We start from the raw sequence: 18,184 nt of genomic DNA, 5'->3' as shown, positions 1-18,184 counted from the left end.
CGCGGCCTTCCGGGATCAGCGGCTCACGGCGGTCTCCCGCTCGACCCGCGACAGCTCCCCGCCGATCCGCACGAGCAGCGCCGGGCAGCCGTTGATCTGCGCCGGCTCGACCGACCCCGTGGCGCCGATCCCGGGCAGTCCGGCCGCCAGCAGGTCCGCCACCCGGCCGGCTCCCACGAGCGGCTCCAACAGGGCCTCCCACGACGCCACCGCCTACGCGCATCGCCGGGCGGAGCTGATGCTCGTGACCACCACCTTGGGTCCGCAGCAGGTCGTCGAGGCCGCCCGCCCTGCTCTGGAAGCGATCTGGGCGAGGCTCGCACCGCACGTCAGCAGCGCGCCCTCAGCAGATCTTCTGACGGAGAGACAGAGAGACAGAAGAGGCGGCCCCACACCTGCGGTGGGGCCGCCTTGAACGTCACCCTGATGTGCCGTCAGCGCGGCGACAGCTCCAACTCCAGCAGCCACTCCACGACTTCCGTGTGGTGCCGGGCCTGACGCGGATCCGCGCCCCACACGTACAGCCCGTGACCGGCGACCACGACGGCCGGCATCCGGGGATTGCGAGCCGCCTCCAGCCGGTCCCCGAGGACCGTCATGTCCTGGCTGTTGGCGATGACGGGCAGCGTCACCTCGACGTCATGGGCCGGCTGCCCGACCCCCTTCAGCATCTCCAGATCCCTGAACACGATGCCGCCCGGCTCCCGCCGCCCCATGGCGACGGACGCGACCGTGTGCACGTGCACCACGGCACCGGCACCGGTCAGCGCGGCCACGCGCGCGTGCAACTCGGCCTCCGCGGACGGCCTGCCCCCGTTCACGGCGGCCCCCTTGCCGTCCACCAGCACCACATCCGCAGGCGTCAGTTCGCCCTTGTCGTGACCGCTGGCGGTGACCGCGAGCCGCAGCGGATCGCGGGACAGGACCACGGACAGGTTCCCGGACGTGCCGCGCATCCAGCCGAAGGACGCGAAACGCGCGGACTCGGCGGCGAGATGCGCCCCCGCCTCCTCCAGGTCGAGTGCGGTGATGTCGGCGCTCACGTGGTGCTCCTTGAAACGGTGATCTCGTCGAACGTCCCCGCCTGCGCGTGGTCGCCGACACCCTGCTCGTAGTACGGCTCCCCGGGCCGCCGGATCCCGACCGCCTGCCAGCCCGCCGCACGGGCCGCGTCCAGCTCGCCGGGCCGGTCGGAGAGGAAGAGGAGACGCTCCGGCGCGAAGCCGGTCGCCTCGGCGATACGGCCGTACGACTCCGGTTCCTGCTTGGCCCCCGCGTTCTCCGTGTCGTACAACCCCGAGACCAGCGGCAGCAGATCGCCCTCCGGGCTCGATGCGAACCACGCGCGCTGCGCCGCCACCGACCCGGACGAGTAGACGTACAGCCGTACGCCCGCCGCGTGCCACGCCCGCAGCGCCGGTACGACGTCGTCGTAGAAGTGCGAGACGAGGTCGCCGCGCGCGAAGCCCTCCGACCAGATGACGCCCTGGAGGGTCTTCAGCGGTGTCGCCTTGCGGTCCTCATCCAGCCAGGCGTTGAGAGCCTTCTCGATGCGGACGTCGTCTGCGTCGGGTTCGCCGATCTCCTCCCGCACCTGCGCGACCGCCCGCGCCACGTCCGGGTCGTCGCTCCGCTCCGAGAGCAGGGCGCCGAAACGGGAACGGGAGTACGGGTACAGGACGTCGACGACAAAACCCGTGGCGCTCGTGGTGCCCTCGATGTCGAGGACCACGGCGTCCACGTCGTAGTGCAAGGTCACACCGCACCCTTGTCCGCCGCGTAGCCGGCCGCGATCGTGTCGTAGTCCGGGAACCGCGAGGCAATGGTCGACCCGGTGAAGTTCCCGATCCAGCCGTCCTCCTCGTGGAAGAACCGGATCGCGGTGAACGACGGCTTCGTGCCCATGTCGAACCAGTGCGTGGTGCCGCGCGGCACGCCCAGCAGGTCGCCCTTCTCGCAGAAGACTGCGTGGACTTCACCGCTCACATGCAGATAGAAGATGCCGGATCCGGAGACGAAGAAGCGGACCTCGTCATCGTCGTCGTGGGTGTGCTCCTGCAGGAACTTCGCGCGCGCGGCCTTCGCCTTCGCCGGGAACTCCGGGTCGTCACTGGGGTGCAGGCCCAGTACGTCGACCGTGGTGAAGCCCTCCTCGGCGTTCAGCTTGTCGATCTCCGGGCCGTAGGCGGCGAAGACAGTCTCACTGTCGGCGTCGAAGGGGACGTCCTCGCGGATCGGCCACTGCTCGTAGCGCACCCCCAGCGGCTTCAGCGCCTCGGCGATCTCGGCGGGGTCCGCGGTGCGGCGCACGAGGGTCTGGGGGCCGGACTCGGACCAGGTCGTCAACAGGGTCATGGCTGCAACTCCAGGAGGCTGGAAGGGATGTCCGAATACCGAGACAAGCACCGGACGGACGAGGAGGGAAGGGTGGGGCCTCACTGTGCCGGGTCGGGTGCCGGTCCCGTGATCGTAACTCCGGGGAACGCCGTCACCAGGTGTGACGTAGTCGTTGTCTCAGTAATTGAGAAACCGCTTACATGGCTTTGACGTGTGGCTGAAATCGTTCTCATGATCTATGCATGAAGACGCTGCTGCTCGTACGGCGGCTGTACGTGGACTTGCTCCGGTCGACCACAGCCAGCTGTCGCTGACCTCATCCGGAGCCCCGACGCGCCCTGTCCGGGCGCGAGTTCGCCACCCTCTGCGTGCGTTGGCGCATTTCCAGCCCTGCTCCGGTTCAAGTACCCCCGCTTCCCCTTTGCGTCAGCCCTTGCACCTGGAGCCCCTCATGTCCCGTACCCGCGTCCCCCTTGCCGTGCTCTCGCTGGCCTCCGTCTCCGCGCTCCTCCTCGCGGGCTGCTCGCAGTCCACGGACGCCTCGAAGAACACCGGCGACACCGCAGCCTCGGCCTCCGCCGCCACCGGCAAGAAGCCCGCCCCCTTCAGCAAGGGCACGGTCAAGGTGGCCCTGGTCCGACAGAGCGGCGCCGGCGACTACTTCGAGCAGTGGGGCAACGGCGCCAAGGCGCAGGCCAAGGCCCTCGGCATCGACCTCACCACGTACGACGCCCAGGCCGACAACGCCAAGCAGGCCACCGACCTGTCCTCGGCGATCAACTCCGGCGCGCAGGCGATCATCATCGACCACGGCTTCCCGGCGACCATCCAGCCGGAGATCGACAAGGCCGTGCAGAAGGGCATCAAGGTCGTCGTCTACGACGTCGAGACCAAGACCAAGGGCGTCGTCTCCACCGAGCAGGACGACGCGAGCATGGCCCAGGCCGTGCTCGACGTGATGGCCAAGTCGGTCGGCAGGAACGCCAAGGTCGGTTACGCCAACGTGGCCGGTTACGCCGCCCTCGACAAGCGCAACACCGTCTGGAAGAAGACGGCCGACGCGCAGGGCTGGCAGCAGGAGTTCAAGGTCGGCAAGGTCACCGACTCCACGGCCACCGACAACGTTCCCCTGGTCTCCGCCGCGCTCACCCAGCACTCCGACGTGACCGGCATCTTCGCCCCCTACGACGAACTCGCCAAGGGCACCGTCCTCGCCGTGCAGAACAAGAAGCTGCAGGGCAAGGTGAAGGTGTTCGGCGCGGACGTCTCCAACGCCGACATCCAGAACATGACCGCGGCGGGCAGCCCCTGGGTCGCCACGGCGGGCACCGACCCGTCCGCGGTCGGCGCCGCAGTCGTCCGTACGACCGCCCTGGAGCTGGCCGGACAGCTGAACGAGGACACCGTCTCCTTCCCGGCCGTCGCCATCACCCAGGACTTCCTGCGCAAGAACAAGATCGAGAACATGGACCAGCTGCGCACGGCTCTGCCGGCGCTGAACCTCTCCAAGGTCAGCACCGCGGACTGGATCTCCAATGTCGCCCACTGAGCCTGTTGCCGGAACTCCCGCTGAGGAGGCGGCTGTTGAGGAGGTCGCCGCCGTCAGCCTGCGGGACGTCAGCATGGCCTTCGGCGGCAGGACGGTGCTCGCCTCCGTCTCCCTCGACATCGCACCGGGCAGCGTGGTCGCGCTGCTCGGCGCGAACGGCGCCGGCAAGTCCACGCTGATCAAGATCCTGTCGGGCGTGCACACCGACCATGGCGGGGAGGTGCGGGTCGCAGGGGAGCCCGCGGCTCTCCCATCGCCCCTTGCCGCCCGCCAGCTGGGCATCCAGACGGTGCACCAGCGCATCGGCGAGGGCATCGTGCCCGGCCTCACGGTCGCCGAGAACCTGGTCTTCGAGGAGCTCGCGCAAAAGCGCGGCAACCCGTTCCTGAACGGCAGCCGGATCCTGGCCCGCGCCCGCGAGATCCAGTCGGCCCTCGGCCTCGACTGGAGTGACGTCCTCTTGAAGAAGGACGTCACCGAACTCGGCATCTCCGACCGCCAGTTGCTGATCCTGGCCCGCACCCTGGCCACCCGCCCCCGTCTGCTGATCCTCGACGAGCCGACCTCGGCACTCTCCGCCGCCGAGGCGGAGCGGCTGTTCGCGCTCGTCGAGAGGATGCGGGACGACGGCATCGCGGTCCTCTACGTCTCCCACCGCCTCGGCGAGATCGACGCGCTCGCCGACCGTCTGGTCGTACTGCGAGACGGCCGTCTCACCGAGGATCAGGCCAAGCCCTTCGACTGGGACGCCGCCCTGCGCGCCATGCTGCTCGGACGGCCGGCCCGGCAGGCCCAGGAGGCGACCACGGCACGCCCGGTCGCGGAAGGCGCTTCGGGGGACGTCGTCCTGTCCCTGCAAGGAGTACGCCTCTTCGAGGGACGGGCCCCCTTCGATCTCGACCTCCGCACCGGCGAAGTCACCGGCGTCGTAGGCCTGTTGGGCGCGGGAAAGACCGAGCTGGCCCGCGGTCTGTTCGGCGCCGAGCCCTTCACCACGGGCGCCGTCGAGCTGGACGGCAGGGCGTACGAGCCGCGCCGCCCCGCCGACGCCATCCGCGCCGGCGTCCACCTGGTCCCGGAGGACCGGCACGCCGACGCGCTGGTGCCCGGCTGGTCGCTGGCGCAGAACATCTCGCTGCCGTTCCTGAAGTCCCTGTCCAGAGCGGGGCTGGTGAACCGCTCCCGCGAGGACGCCCTCGGCCGCGACATCATCGACGCCCTCGGTGTCGTCACCCGCGACGAGCACAGCACCGTCGAGGAACTGTCCGGCGGCAACCAGCAGAAGATCGTCGTCGGCCGCTGGCTCGCCCAGACACCCCGCGTCCTCATCCTGGACGAGCCGTTCCGAGGCGTGGACATCGGGGCCCGCCGTGACATCGGCCGCCGGGCCCGCGCCCTGGCCGCGGAGGGCTCGGCCGTCCTCGTCCTGTCCGCCGACGTCGACGAGATCCTCGAGATCGCCGACCGGGTCGTCGTACTCGCCGCCGGGGAGATCCACCTCGACGCATACGGCGAGGACGCGGAACGCGACCGCGTCATCCAGACCATCGCCGTGTCTGTCTGACTCTCTCCACCACCGAGTCTCTCCGACACCGGCCGCCCAAGGAAGCAGCCCCCATGACCACCCAGCAGAGCACCGAGGTCCCGGTGAAGGCGGCGCTCCCGCCCGCCGCCGGCACCGCCGTGCGCGTCCAGAACGCCGTCATCAAGTACGGCTTCATCTTCGTCACGGTCGCGCTGTTCCTCTACTTCGCCCTGAGCGAGGGCTCCTTCCGAGAGTCGGCAACCCTCCTCGACACACTGAGATACGTCTCCGTGGCGGCGATCCTCGGCCTGGGCGTCACGCTCACCATGGCCGTCGGCGGAATGGACATGTCGGTCGGCGCGGTCGCCGGCCTCGGCGTCTCGGTCGCCGCCCAGACGATGGTGATCCACAACCAGATCGGCCCGGTCGCCATCATCGCGGTGCTCGCGGCAGGCGCCCTGGCAGGCCTGCTCAACGCACTCCTCATCGTCGTACTCAAGATCCCCGACATGCTGGCCACCCTCGGCACCATGTTCGTGATCCAGGGCGGCAAACTCATCCTGGTCGACGGCCAGTCCATCACCCCGGGCATGACGATGTCCGACGGCTCCACCGCGCCCGGCAAGTTCACCGCGGACTTCCTGAAGATCGACCGCGGCACGGTCCTGGGCATCCCCGTCTCCGTCCTGATCTTCGGCGGCCTGACGGTCGCCGCCTGGGTCTTCCTGGCCCGCACCCGCTGGGGCCGGATCCTCTATGCCATCGGAGCCAACCCCGAGGCCTCCCGCCTGGCCGGCATCCGCGTCGGCGCCTACCGGGCCCTCGCCTACGTCATCTCCGGCGTCCTCGCCTCGGTCGGCGGCCTGATCCTGGCGTCCCGCATCGGCCAGGGCGACGTCTCGGCCGGCACCTCCCAGCTGCTGGAGGCGGTGGCGGTGGCCCTGGTCGGCACGTCCGTCCTCGGCCGAGGCCGCCCCAATGTCTGGGGCACGGCCCTCGGCGCCGTCCTGATCGGCATCATCACCACCGGCCTGACCATCAAGGGCCTGCCCTACTACACACAGGACGTCGTCGAGGGCGCGGTGCTCATCCTCGCCCTGGTCTTCAGCTTCACGTTGTCCAAGCGCCGTACCGCATAAGGAAGTTCGAGGCATTCGTACGATGGGCTACCGCATCCTGGAGACCGACGACATCCCCGCCTACCTGCACGAGCGGGGCCACTGGCAGAACCTGGCGGACATCAGCGTCCGCGAGGTGTCGGACGGCAACATGAACCGCGTCTTCCTCGCCTCCTCCGCCGACGGCAACCGCAGCCTCGCCGTCAAGCAGGCCCTGCCCTGGGTCCGCGTCGCCGGCCCGTCGTGGCCGATGAACCCGGACCGCGCCGACGCGGAGGCCCGTGCCTACGAACAGATCGCCAAGGTCGCCCCGGACAAGATCCCGGCGATCCACGGCTACGACCCCGAGAACTTCGCCCTCGTCATGGAGGACATGTCCGACCTGGAGGTCCTGCGCACACTCCTCAACGAGGGCGCGGCATACGGCCCCCACACCTCCGCCCGCATCGGCGAACTCGTCGCCCGGCTCTCCTTCGCAACAAGCGACTTCGGCATGGCGTCGGCAGACCGCAAGGCGCTGATCGCGGCCTCGGTCAGCCCGGAACTCTGCAAGATCACGGAAGACGTCGTCCTCTCCGAGCCCTACATCGAGCACGAACACAACCACTGGCACGAGGGCCTGGACGACCTGGCGGCAGCCTTCCGCGCCGACGCCCGCCTGCGCACGGAGGTCGCCGACCTCCGCCATGCCTTCATGACCAGCGCCCAGGCCCTCCTCCACGGCGACCTGCACACCGGCAGCATCATGGTCGGCACCCGCGAAGGCACCCCGGTCGTCCGGGTCTTCGACCCCGAGTTCTCCTTCACCGGCCCGATCGGCTTCGACCTCGGCCTCTACTGGGCCAACACTCTGGTCTCGGAGGAACGGGCACGCGCGCTGGGAACCTTGAGCGACCATGAGGACCAACTCAGGCTCTCCTGGGAGGCGTTCGAGTCGGAATTCCGCCGCCTGTGGCCGACCCGCGTCGACACCTTCTTCGACGACGCGTACCTGGACCGCTTCCTGCGCCGCGTCTGGACGGAGTCGCTGGGCTACGCGGGCACAGAAATCATCCGCAGAATCATCGGCTTCGCCCACCTGACAGACCTGACGACGCTGCCGGACCCGGTCCCGGCGTCACGGCGAGCACTGCTGCTGGGGCGCCAACTGATCGTTCATCGCGATGAGTTGACTGACGTAGCAGCTGTAAGGGCGGTCGTGCAGCCGCCTTCATAGGGGCGCGGGGAACTGCGCGACCAGCCCCCACACACCCGCAGACGATATACAAACGAAGGGGCGGCTCCATCGGCGAGGAGCCGCCCCTAAGCCGTAGTACCGCCTACTTCTCGTCGAGCAGACCCTGCACCTTGCCGCGGACCTCATCCGTCGCCAGACCACGAATCGTCAGCGTCGTACGCCGCCGCAGCACATCGTCCGCCGTCTCGGCCCACTCGTGGTCCCGGGCGTACACGACCTGCGCCCAGATCTCCGGCGCATCCGGATGCACCCGCTCACCCAGCTGCGGGTTCTCATTGGCCAGACGCGCAATGTCAAAGGCCAGCGAACCGTAATGCGTGGCCAAGTGCTTGGCCGTGTCCGCAGCCATGCGCGGCCCCGGCGCCGGGTTGTCGACCAGCAGCCGGTGCGCAACGGCCCGGGGGTTGGCAACTCCCGGCAACGGGAGCTTCTTCGGCAGCGAGGCGATCGGCTCGAAGTCGTCACCCAGCGGAGCGCCCGGCAGCGCCTCCAGCTTCTGCATCACCGTACGGCCGATGTGCCGGAAGGTCGTCCACTTGCCGCCCGCGACGGAGAGCATCCCGCCCCGGCCTTCGGTGACGACGGTCTCGCGCTTGGCCTTCGCCGTGTCGCCGGGGCCGCCCGGCAGCACCCGCAGACCCGCGAAGGAGTACGTGATCAGGTCACGGCTGAGCTGCTGGTCCCGGACCGAGAACGCGGCCTCGTCCAGGATCTGGGATATGTCCTTCTCGGTGACCGCGACATCCGCCGGGTCGCCCTCGAACTCCTCGTCGGTCGTGCCGAGCAGCAGCATGTCCTCCCAGGGGAGGGCGAAGGTGATGCGGTACTTGTCGATGGGGGTGGCGAGCGCGGCCTTCCAGGGGGAGGTCCGCTTCAGGACGAGATGCGCGCCCTTCGACAGCCGGATCGACGGAGCGGCATTCGGGTCCTCCATGCGGCGCAGGTGGTCGACCCACGGGCCGGTCGCGTTCAGGACCAGACGGGCGTTGACGCCGAACTCGTCGCCGGAGGTGCGGTCGCGCAGGTCGGCGCCGGTCACCCGGCCCTTGGTGAACCGCAGCCCGGTCACCTCGGCATGGTTGAGGACGACCGCGCCCGCCTCGACGGCCGCACGGACCGTCATCAGCGCCATGCGCGCGTCGTTCATCTGGTCGTCGCCGTAGACGGCGACGGCCTTGAGGTTCTCGGTGCGCAGCTCGGGCACGTCCTGCGCCGCCTTGGCGGGGGACAGGAGGTGGCCGACGCCGTCACCGAACGCGGAGAGCGCGGAGTAGGCGAAGACGCCCGCCCCGAGCTTCGCAGCGCCGTGCGGCCCGCCCTTGTACACGGGGAGGTAGAACGTGAGCGGGTTCGCCAGGTGGGGGGCCACCTGACGGGACACCGCACGGCGCTCGAAGTGGTTCTCCGCCACCAGCTTCACCGCGCCGGTCTGTAGATAGCGCAGACCGCCGTGGAGCAGCTTGGAGGAGGCGGAAGAGGTGGCGCCGGCGAAGTCGCCGGCGTCGACCAGCGCCACCCTGAGGCCGGACTGCGCGGCATGCCAGGCGGTGGAGATGCCCAGGATGCCGCCGCCGATCACAAGAAGGTCGTACGACGCCTTGGCGAGCTGCTCCCGGGTCTCGGCCCGGCTCGGGTTCGAGCCGGAGGCCGGGCGCGTACCGAGGGCAGGCACGGACTGCAGGGTGGACTGACTGGTCATTTCGGGTTCTTACTCCTCATCAGAGCGTTCGAGGGCCTTTTCGGAGCCCTCGTCAGCTCTCTTCGTCCTCGAGCCAGCCCATCGTCCGCTCGACGGCCTTGAGCCAGCTCTTGTACTCACGGTCGCGGGTGTCCGCGTCCATGCGGGGGGTCCACTCGGCGGCCCGCCGCCAGTTGGCGCGCAGGTCGTCGGTGCTGGTCCAGAAGCCGACGGCGAGACCGGCGGCGTAAGCGGCACCGAGGCAGGTGGTCTCGGCGACCATCGGGCGCACCACGGGGGCGTCCAGGAAGTCCGAGAGGGTCTGCATCAGCAGGTTGTTGGAGGTCATGCCGCCGTCGACCTTGAGGGCCGCGAGCTCGACGCCCGAGTCCTTGGTCATGGCGTCCGTGATCTCACGGGTCTGCCAGGCGGTGGCCTCCAGGACGGCGCGCGCGAGGTGCGCCTTGGTGACGTACCGGGTCAGACCGGCGATCACACCGCGGGCGTCGGAGCGCCAGTACGGGGCGAACAGACCGGAGAAGGCCGGCACGAAGTAGGCGCCGCCGTTGTCCTCGACCGAGAGCGCGAGCGTCTCGATCTCGGCGGCGGTGGAGATCAGGCCCATCTGGTCGCGCATCCACTGCACCAGCGAACCGGTGACGGCGATCGAGCCCTCCAGCGCGTACACCGGAGCCTGGTCGCCGATGCGGTAGCCGACCGTGGTCAGCAGTCCGCTGTACGAGTTGATGATCTTCTCGCCGGTGTTCAGCAGCATGAAGGTGCCGGTGCCGTACGTCGACTTGGCCTCGCCCTCCGCGAAACAGGTCTGGCCGAACAGGGCCGCCTGCTGGTCGCCGAGCGCGGAGGCGACCGGGATACCGCCGAGCAGGTCGCCGAGCTTGCCGCCGGTGACCTCGCCGTAGACCTCGGCGGAGGAGCGGATCTCGGGGAGCATCGACAGCGGGACGCCGATGGACTCCGCGATCTTCTCGTCCCACTCCAGCGTGTGCAGGTTCATCAGCATGGTGCGGGAGGCGTTGGTGACGTCGGTGTAGTGCTTGCCGCCGTCGACACCACCGGTCAGGTTCCAGATGACCCAGGTGTCCATGGTGCCGAAGAGGATGTCGCCCGCCTCGGCGCGCTCGCGCAGACCCTCCACGTTGTCGAGCAGCCAGCGGGCCTTGGGGCCGGCGAAGTACGAGGCCAGCGGAAGGCCGGTCTCACGGCGGAAGCGGTCCTGGCCGACATTGCGCCCGAGCTCCTTGCACAGGGCGTCGGTGCGGGTGTCCTGCCAGACGATGGCGTTGTGGACGGGCTCACCGGTGTTCTTGTCCCAGAGCAGCGTGGTCTCGCGCTGGTTGGTGATGCCGATGGCCTTGATGTCGTCACGGGTGATGCCGGCCTTCTGGATGGCTCCGGCGACGACTTCCTGGACGTTGGTCCAGATCTCGTTGGCGTTGTGCTCGACCCAGCCCGGCTTCGGGAAGATCTGCTCGTGCTCCTTCTGGTCGACGGAGACGATACGTCCGTCGCGGTCGAAGACGATGCAGCGGCTGGAGGTGGTGCCCTGGTCGATGGCGGCGATGAAGGGGCCGGCGGTGTGCGCGTCGGTCACTGTGTGCTCCTGAAGTTCCTTGGAGGGAGGGCTGTCTGTACGGCGCGGTGCTGTTTAAGTGCGGTGCAGCCTGAGTGCTCTGAAGGCCTGGTGCTCTTAAGCAAAAGCGACGTTGTAGATGCCTGCAGCGATCGCGCCGCCGATCAGCGGACCGACCACCGGGATCCAGGCGTAGCCCCAGTCGGAACCACCCTTGTTGGGCAGGGGCAGCAGGGCGTGTGCGATGCGCGGGCCGAGGTCGCGCGCCGGGTTGATGGCGTAGCCGGTCGGACCGCCGAGGGACAGACCGATCCCGACGACCACCAGCGCGGTGATCAGCGCGCCCAGGGTGCCGAGACCCTTGCCGCTGTCGTTCAGGCCCTGCGTGAGGACGGCCAGCACCAGCACGATCGTGCCGATGATCTCCGTCGCGAGGTTCTGCCAGACGACCCGGATCTCCGGACCGGTGGAGAAGATGCCCAGGACCGGGCCGGCGCCCTTCTCCTGGGCCTCGACCGCCTTGGCGGCCGTGGCCTGCGCACCCGGACCGCCGACGATCTCCTTGTCGGTGAGGTGCGCGTGGAACTGGCCGTAGTAGGCGACCCAGACCAGGGTCGCGCCGATCGCGGCGCCGAGGAACTGTCCGGCCCAGTAGACCGGGACGTTGCTCCAGTCGCCGCTCTTGATCGCGAGTGCGAGCGTCACGGCCGGGTTCAGGTGGGCGCCGGAGAGCGGCGCCGAGGTGTAGACCGCCGTGAGTACCGCGAAGCCCCACCCGAAGGTGATGGCCAGCCAGCCGGCCTCACGGGCCTTGGAGGCCTTCAGCGTCACGGCGGCGCAGACGCCGCCGCCGAGCAGGATGAGTATGGCGGTACCGATGGTCTCGCCGATGAAGATGTCGGAGCTGGACACCCGCGACTCCTTTGTCCTTCGTCCAGGGGACCGAACCCCGGGTCCCTCCGGGAGTTCGAGCTGCCCTCGGGGGTGAGAGCGATGCCGGCCCTTGGCGTTGTCACACTCTAGCGCGTATTGCCGGTAGGTGTTCGACAATGCCGACCGATGGACGGGAGTCTTGCTCCGGCGTTACGTGTGCGTCAAGAGCCTGTGTCGCCGAAAGTGCGATCGTTACTGATTGCCTTGCAGGGCGCTGTGAGCTGTCGATCTTGCAGGTCAGATGCGTCGGATGCGTACGGCCGGGTGCTGCATCATTCCGGGGGGCAACCCCCGGACCCCCGGCAGAAGAGCAGGTCAGCAGGGGTGGCCGATGCGGTCGTCGCGAGGCGAACCTGCAGTAACGAGCAGCACGGTGCGTACCGACCGGGCGGTTCGGCCCGTCGTGTCCGGGTACGACCGAGGCCGGAACGTCGTCCGACGTCCCGGCCTCCTCCTGCGTCCCGCTATGCCCCTCAGAACCGCCCGGCGCCCAGGTCCCGCGACACCGCACGGGCGCAGTCCCGTACCGCGGCGATCAGCTCGGGCTGCAGCTCGCCGTCCCGGCACAGCCGCTCCACGGCGCCCGTGATGCCGACCGCGCCCACCGGCATCCGCCGCCGGTCATGGATGGGCGCGGCGACGGACGCGACGCCCTCCCAGGTCTCCTCGACGTCGGCCGCGTAGCCACGCGCGCGTGAGATGTCGAGGATGTGCTCGAAGTCCTCCAGCTCGCACACGGTGCGGTCGGTGAAGGGCTTGCGGTCGGCCTCGATGGCCTCGCTGTGCGCGACCGGGTCGTAGGCCGACAGGACCTTGCCCAGGGCCGTGGAGTGCAGGGGCTGCATGGCCCCTATCTCCAGCACCTGCCGGCTGTCGTCGGGCCGGAAGACGTGATGCACGATCAGTACGCCCTGCTGGTGCAGGACGCCGAGATACACGCTCTCCCCGCTGGAGCGGGCCAGGTCGTCCGTCCATACCAGGGCGCGCGCCCGCAGCTCGTGCACATCGAGATAGGTGGTCCCCAGGCGCAACAGTTCGGCGCCCAGCTGATAGCGCCCGGAGGCGTCGTCCTGCTCGACGAAGCCCTCCTGCTGGAGGGTGCGCAGAATCCCGTGGGCGGTGCCCTTGGCGAGGCCCAGTGACGAGGCGATGTCCGAGAGGCCGAGCCGTCGCTCGCCGCCCGCGAGCAGTCGCAGCATCGCGGCCGCCCGTTCGAGCGACTGGATGTTCCGTGCCATCCCCGTGCTGCCTCCGTCCCCTCGACCGCCGACGTAACGTCGTCGTTGCCGCCGTTCGGCAATGTCGAACACTACCGGTCGATGCCGACCTCCCGCCAATGGTTCGGTCCGCATCCGTCGGGTTCTGTTGTGCCACTCGTATCCCGCGAGTGAACTGCCCGTCATCCTCGTCCGCCCCGTGGACGCCCCTGACCATCCCCGGCCGACCCCGGTTACCCTGGCGAGGTGCGCCCATTGCGGAGAGTTCCGCGAACCGCGCAAAAGCCGACAGCCGTCGCATCCAAGGGAGCCCCTTTCATGGCCTCGTCGCCACTGACCCCTTCCGCCGACAGCCGGACCCGTGTGTCCGCGCTCCGTGAGGCACTCGCCACCCGGGTGGTGGTCGCCGACGGAGCCATGGGCACCATGCTCCAGGCGCAGGACCCCACCCTGGACGACTTCCAGCAGCTGGAGGGCTGCAACGAGGTCCTCAACGTGACCCGCCCCGACATCGTCCGCTCGGTGCACTCCGAGTACTTCGACGCGGGCGTGGACTGCGTGGAGACCAACACCTTCGGCGCGAACCTCACCGCTCTGGGCGAGTACGACATCCCCGAGCGCGTCGCCGAGCTGTCCGAGGCCGGTGCCCGCATCGCCCGCGAGACGGCGGACGAGTTCGCCGCACGCGACGGCCGGCAGCGCTGGGTGCTGGGTTCGATGGGCCCCGGCACCAAGCTGCCCACCCTCGGCCACACCACCTTCAACGCCATCCGTGACGCCTACCAGCAGAACGCCGAGGGCCTGCTCGCCGGCGGGGCGGACGCGCTGCTCGTCGAGACCACGCAGGACCTGCTGCAGACCAAGGCCTCCGTCCTGGCTGCCCGCCGGGCGATGGACGTGGCCGGGTACCAGGTCCCGCTGATCGTGTCGGTGACGGTGGAGACGACCGGCACCATGCTGCTCGGCTCGGAGATCGGTGCCGCGCTCACCGCGCTGGAGCCGCTGGGCATCGACATGATCGGTCTGAACTGCGCGACCGGCCCGTCCGAGATGAGCGAGCACCTGCGCTACCTGGCCCGCCACTCGCGCATCCAGTTGTCCTGCATGCCCAATGCGGGCCTCCCGGTCCTGGGCAAGGACGGCGCCCACTACCCGCTCACGGCGCCGGAGCTCGCCGACGCCCAGGAGACCTTCGTACGCGAATACGGCCTCTCCCTCATCGGCGGCTGCTGCGGCACCACCCCCGAGCATCTGCGCCAGGTCGTCGAGCGGGTCCGCGAGCTCGCCCCGACCGAGCGCAACCCGCAGCCCGAGCCGGGCGCCGCCTCCCTCTACCAGACCGTCCCGTTCCGCCAGGACACCTCGTACCTGGCCATCGGCGAGCGCACCAACGCCAACGGCTCGAAGAAGTTCCGCGAGGCGATGCTGGCCGCCCGCTGGGACGACTGCGTGGAGATGGCCCGCGACCAGATCCGCGAGGGCGCCCACATGCTGGACCTCTGCGTGGACTACGTCGGCCGCGACGGCGTCGCCGACATGGAGGAGCTGGCCGGCCGCTTCGCCACCGCCTCCACCCTGCCGATCGTGCTGGACTCCACCGAAGTGGACGTCATCCAGGCCGGGTTGGAGAAGCTCGGCGGCCGTGCGGTCATCAACTCCGTCAACTACGAGGACGGCGACGGCCCGGAGTCCCGTTTCGCGAAGGTCACCAGGCTGGCGCAGGAGCATGGCGCCGCGCTGATCGCGCTGACCATCGACGAGGAGGGCCAGGCCCGCACCCCCGAGAAGAAGGTCGAGATCGCCGAGCGGCTCATCGACGACCTCACCAACAACTGGGGCATCCACGAGTCGGACATCCTCATCGACACCCTGACCTTCACCATCTGCACCGGCCAGGAGGAGTCGCGGGGGGACGGCATCGCCACCATCGAGGCGATCCGCGAACTCAAGCGCCGCCACCCGGACGTGCAGACCACGCTGGGCCTGTCCAACATCTCCTTCGGCCTGAACCCGGCCGCCCGCATCCTGCTCAACTCCGTCTTCCTGGACGAGTGCGTCAAGGCGGGACTGGACTCGGCGATCGTCCACGCGTCGAAGATCCTGCCGATCGCCCGCTTCACCGAGGAAGAGGTGAAGACGGCCCTCGACCTCGTCTACGACCGCCGCGCCGAGGGCTACGACCCCCTGCAGAAGCTGATGGCCCTGTTCGAGGGCGCCACCGCGAAGTCCCTGAAGGCCGGCAAGGCCGAGGAGCTGGCCGCCCTCCCGCTGGAGGAGCGCCTCAAGCGCCGCATCATCGACGGCGAGAAGAACGGCCTGGAGGCCGACCTCGCCGACGCCCTCACGACCCGCCCCGCCCTCGACATCGTCAACGAGACGCTCCTGGACGGCATGAAGGTCGTCGGCGAGCTGTTCGGCTCCGGCCAGATGCAGCTGCCGTTCGTGCTCCAGTCCGCCGAGGTCATGAAGACGGCGGTGGCGTATCTCGAACCGCACATGGAGAAGTCCGACGCGGAGGGCAAGGGCACCATCGTCCTCGCCACCGTCCGCGGCGACGTCCATGACATCGGCAAGAACCTCGTCGACATCATCCTGTCCAACAACGGCTACAACGTGGTCAACCTGGGCATCAAGCAGCCCGTCTCCGCGATCCTCGAAGCGGCCGAGGAGCACCGCGCGGACGTCATCGGCATGTCCGGTCTCCTGGTCAAATCGACCGTGATCATGAAGGAGAACCTGGAGGAGCTCAACCAGCGCAAGCTGGCGGCCGACTACCCGGTCATCCTCGGCGGCGCCGCGCTCACCAGGGCGTACGTCGAACAGGACCTGCACGAGATCTACGAGGGCGAGGTCCGCTACGCCCGCGACGCGTTCGAGGGCCTGCGCCTGATGGACGCCCTCATCGGCGTCAAGCGGGGCGTGCCCGGAGCGAAACTGCCGGAACTGAAGCAGCGCCGGGTCCGCGCGGCGGCCGCCGTCGCGGTGGAGGAACGCCCGGAGGAGGGCCACGTCCGCTCCGACGTCGCCACCGACAACCGCATTCCCACCCCGCCCTTCTGGGACACCCGCGTCATCAAGGGCATCCAGCTCAAGGAGTACGCGAGCTGGCTGGACGAGGGCGCCCTGTTCAAGGGCCAGTGGGGTCTCAAGCAGGCCCGCACCGGTGAGGGACCGACGTACGAGGAACTCGTCGACACCGAGGGCCGGCCGCGGCTGCGGGGTCTGCTGGACAAGCTGCAGACCGACAACCTGCTGGAAGCGGCCGTCGTCTACGGCTACTTCCCGTGCGTCTCCAAGGACGACGACCTGATCATCCTGGACGAGCACGGCAACGAGCGCACCCGCTTCACCTTCCCGCGCCAGCGCCGCGGCCGCCGCTTGTGCCTCGCGGACTTCTTCCGCCCGCAGGAGGCGGGCCAGACCGACGTCGTCGGCCTGCAGGTCGTCACCGTCGGCTCGCGCATCGGCGAGGAGACGGCCCGCATGTTCGAGGCCAACGCCTACCGCGACTACCTCGAACTGCACGGCCTGTCCGTCCAGCTGGCGGAGGCGCTCGCCGAGTACTGGCACGCGCGGGTGCGCAGCGAGCTGGGCTTCGCCGGCGAGGACCCGAGCGAGATGGAGGACATGTTCGCCCTGAAGTACCGGGGTGCCCGCTTCTCCCTCGGCTACGGCGCCTGCCCCAATCTGGAGGACCGCGCCAAGATCGCCGACCTGCTCCAGCCGGAGCGCATCGGCGTCCACCTCTCCGAGGAGTTCCAGCTGCACCCGGAGCAGTCCACCGACGCGATCGTGATCCACCACCCCGAGGCGAAGTACTTCAACGCCCGCTGAGGGGCTCGTCGAAAATGCCGGTCCGAAGGCACATCGGCGCACGTCAGGGCATCCCCCGGCGGTATTCACGGTGTGCCCCGGACCACGCCGAATAAACGAGGCGTTTCGGCCGCAACAGTCGTACACTGGTCGGTCCACTGCAGGCCGGTTCCCCGCGCGGGAACCGGCCTGATCGCCCCTCAAGGAGGTGCGCCCGGATGACCAGTACGGTCCCCGCGCTCGGAACCCGTACGGCCGAAGGCTCAGCACTGCAGGCCGTGCTCCTCGACATGGACGGAACCCTCGTGGACACCGAGGGCTTCTGGTGGGATGTCGAGGTCGAGATCTTCGCCGGCCTCGGCCATGCGCTCGACGACACCTGGCGCCATGTCGTGGTCGGCGGTCCCATGACCCGCAGCGCGGGGTTCCTGATCGAGGCCACCGGCGCCGACATCGCCCTCGCCGAGCTCATGGTGCTGCTCAACGAGGGGTTCGAGGACCGCATCGACCGCGCCCTGCCGCTGATGCCGGGCGCCGCCAGGCTCCTCGCCGAACTCTCCGAGTACGAGATCCCCACCGCCCTGGTCTCCGCCTCCCACCGGCGCATCATCGACCGGGTGCTCACCTCGCTCGGCCCGCAGCACTTCGCCCTGTCGGTGGCCGGCGACGAGGTGCCGCGCACCAAGCCGCACCCCGACCCGTATCTGGCCGCCGCCGCCGGACTCGGCGTGGATCCGGCCAGATGCGCGGTCGTCGAGGACACCGCGACCGGCGTCGCGGCGGCCGAGGCCGCGGGCTGTCATGTGGTCGCGGTGCCCTCGGTCGCCCCCATCGCCCCCGCCGCCCGCCGCACCGTCGTCACCTCCCTCGAAGACGTCGACCTGGCATTCCTACGCGGACTGATCACTCTCTGATCGCCATCTGTTGACGGAAATGCGCTGGGTGTTCACCCAGCGTGCGGAGTCGATAGGACAGGAATTCCCAGGGCTGGTGTACGAAGAATTCGAAGCACGGCGGATGGCCGAATTCCGGTACCGATCCCGACCAACGGGAATGTGAGGTTCCCCACTTAATCGAGGGTCGACAGGTCGTACGGGGTGTGCTCTTCGCCCCTTTTCGGGGTGCGGGGACGTGCCCTTGTGTCCCGATTGGTGGAACGCTGCACGAATCCTTCCCCTGTCGG

Annotated in this window: 14 protein-coding genes; 6 read left to right on the top strand and 8 right to left on the bottom strand. The window is 69.2% G+C overall.

Translation table 11 applies throughout. The features are described 5' to 3' along the window. Positions 1-15 precede the first annotated feature (15 nt). The 4 genes from P2Q00_RS21965 to P2Q00_RS21950 form a co-directional block, all read right to left on the bottom strand. Positions 16-189, bottom strand: coding sequence for a hypothetical protein (locus P2Q00_RS21965; RefSeq protein ID WP_275774329.1), 174 nt, complete (start codon positions 187-189; stop codon positions 16-18). A 245-nt stretch (positions 190-434) separates the two neighbouring features. Next, complete coding sequence (gene mtnB, locus P2Q00_RS21960; RefSeq protein ID WP_275774328.1) at positions 435-1,043, bottom strand: methylthioribulose 1-phosphate dehydratase; 609 nt, start codon at positions 1,041-1,043, stop codon at positions 435-437. Next, the gene (mtnC, locus tag P2Q00_RS21955; RefSeq protein ID WP_275774327.1) at positions 1,040-1,759 is read right to left on the bottom strand and encodes an acireductone synthase; all 720 of its coding nucleotides are present in this window, start codon (positions 1,757-1,759) and stop codon (positions 1,040-1,042) included. Before mtnC ends, mtnB begins: the two co-directional genes overlap by 4 nt. Then, complete coding sequence (locus tag P2Q00_RS21950) at positions 1,756-2,355, bottom strand: 1,2-dihydroxy-3-keto-5-methylthiopentene dioxygenase (protein WP_275774326.1); 600 nt, start codon at positions 2,353-2,355, stop codon at positions 1,756-1,758. The genes mtnC and P2Q00_RS21950 overlap by 4 nt, the downstream gene beginning before the upstream one ends. Before the next feature lie 433 nt (positions 2,356-2,788). Between P2Q00_RS21950 and P2Q00_RS21945 the strand changes: the two genes are divergently transcribed. Genes P2Q00_RS21945 through mtnK form a run of 4 tightly spaced genes read left to right on the top strand, consistent with a single transcriptional unit; the run spans position 2,789 to position 7,745 of the window. After that, positions 2,789-3,886, top strand: coding sequence for a substrate-binding domain-containing protein (locus P2Q00_RS21945; RefSeq protein ID WP_275774325.1), 1,098 nt, complete (start codon positions 2,789-2,791; stop codon positions 3,884-3,886). Next, on the top strand, positions 3,873-5,450 hold the full coding sequence (locus P2Q00_RS21940) for a sugar ABC transporter ATP-binding protein (RefSeq protein ID WP_275774324.1): 1,578 nt from the start codon (positions 3,873-3,875) through the stop codon (positions 5,448-5,450). The genes P2Q00_RS21945 and P2Q00_RS21940 overlap by 14 nt, the downstream gene beginning before the upstream one ends. A gap of 53 nt (positions 5,451-5,503) precedes the next feature. Continuing rightward, a complete protein-coding gene (locus P2Q00_RS21935; protein WP_275774323.1) occupies positions 5,504-6,550 on the top strand; it encodes an ABC transporter permease in 1,047 nt (348 codons plus the stop codon). 22 nt (positions 6,551-6,572) lie between these two features. Continuing rightward, positions 6,573-7,745 (top strand): S-methyl-5-thioribose kinase, encoded by a 1,173-nt coding sequence (gene mtnK / locus P2Q00_RS21930; protein WP_275774322.1) that lies wholly within the window; start codon positions 6,573-6,575, stop codon positions 7,743-7,745. Between the two features lie 103 nt (positions 7,746-7,848). Here mtnK and P2Q00_RS21925 read toward each other — a convergent pair whose 3' ends face one another. The 4 genes from P2Q00_RS21925 to P2Q00_RS21910 all read right to left on the bottom strand — a co-directional run bounded on the left by P2Q00_RS21925 (position 7,849) and on the right by P2Q00_RS21910 (position 13,209). Further along, positions 7,849-9,465, bottom strand: a complete 1,617-nt coding sequence (locus P2Q00_RS21925; protein WP_275774321.1) for a glycerol-3-phosphate dehydrogenase/oxidase — start codon at positions 9,463-9,465, stop codon at positions 7,849-7,851. Between the two features lie 52 nt (positions 9,466-9,517). Next, entirely contained in the window at positions 9,518-11,059 is a 1,542-nt protein-coding gene (gene glpK / locus P2Q00_RS21920; protein ID WP_275774320.1) for a glycerol kinase GlpK, read from the bottom strand. A gap of 96 nt (positions 11,060-11,155) precedes the next feature. Next, entirely contained in the window at positions 11,156-11,950 is a 795-nt protein-coding gene (locus P2Q00_RS21915) for an MIP/aquaporin family protein (protein ID WP_275774319.1), read from the bottom strand. A gap of 494 nt (positions 11,951-12,444) precedes the next feature. After that, positions 12,445-13,209, bottom strand: coding sequence for an IclR family transcriptional regulator (locus P2Q00_RS21910; protein WP_275774318.1), 765 nt, complete (start codon positions 13,207-13,209; stop codon positions 12,445-12,447). A gap of 297 nt (positions 13,210-13,506) precedes the next feature. Between P2Q00_RS21910 and metH the strand changes: the two genes are divergently transcribed. Both metH and P2Q00_RS21900 read left to right on the top strand, forming a co-directional pair. Next, a complete protein-coding gene (metH, locus tag P2Q00_RS21905; RefSeq protein ID WP_275774317.1) occupies positions 13,507-17,022 on the top strand; it encodes a methionine synthase in 3,516 nt (1,171 codons plus the stop codon). A 197-nt stretch (positions 17,023-17,219) separates the two neighbouring features. Then, positions 17,220-17,915 (top strand): HAD family hydrolase, encoded by a 696-nt coding sequence (locus P2Q00_RS21900; protein WP_275774316.1) that lies wholly within the window; start codon positions 17,220-17,222, stop codon positions 17,913-17,915. Positions 17,916-18,184 lie beyond the last annotated feature (269 nt).

The organism is Streptomyces coacervatus (assembly GCF_029223485.1).
In the GTDB taxonomy this organism is placed as follows: Bacteria; Actinomycetota; Actinomycetes; order Streptomycetales; family Streptomycetaceae; genus Streptomyces; species Streptomyces coacervatus.
This window is presented reverse-complemented; position numbering and strand designations above follow the sequence as displayed.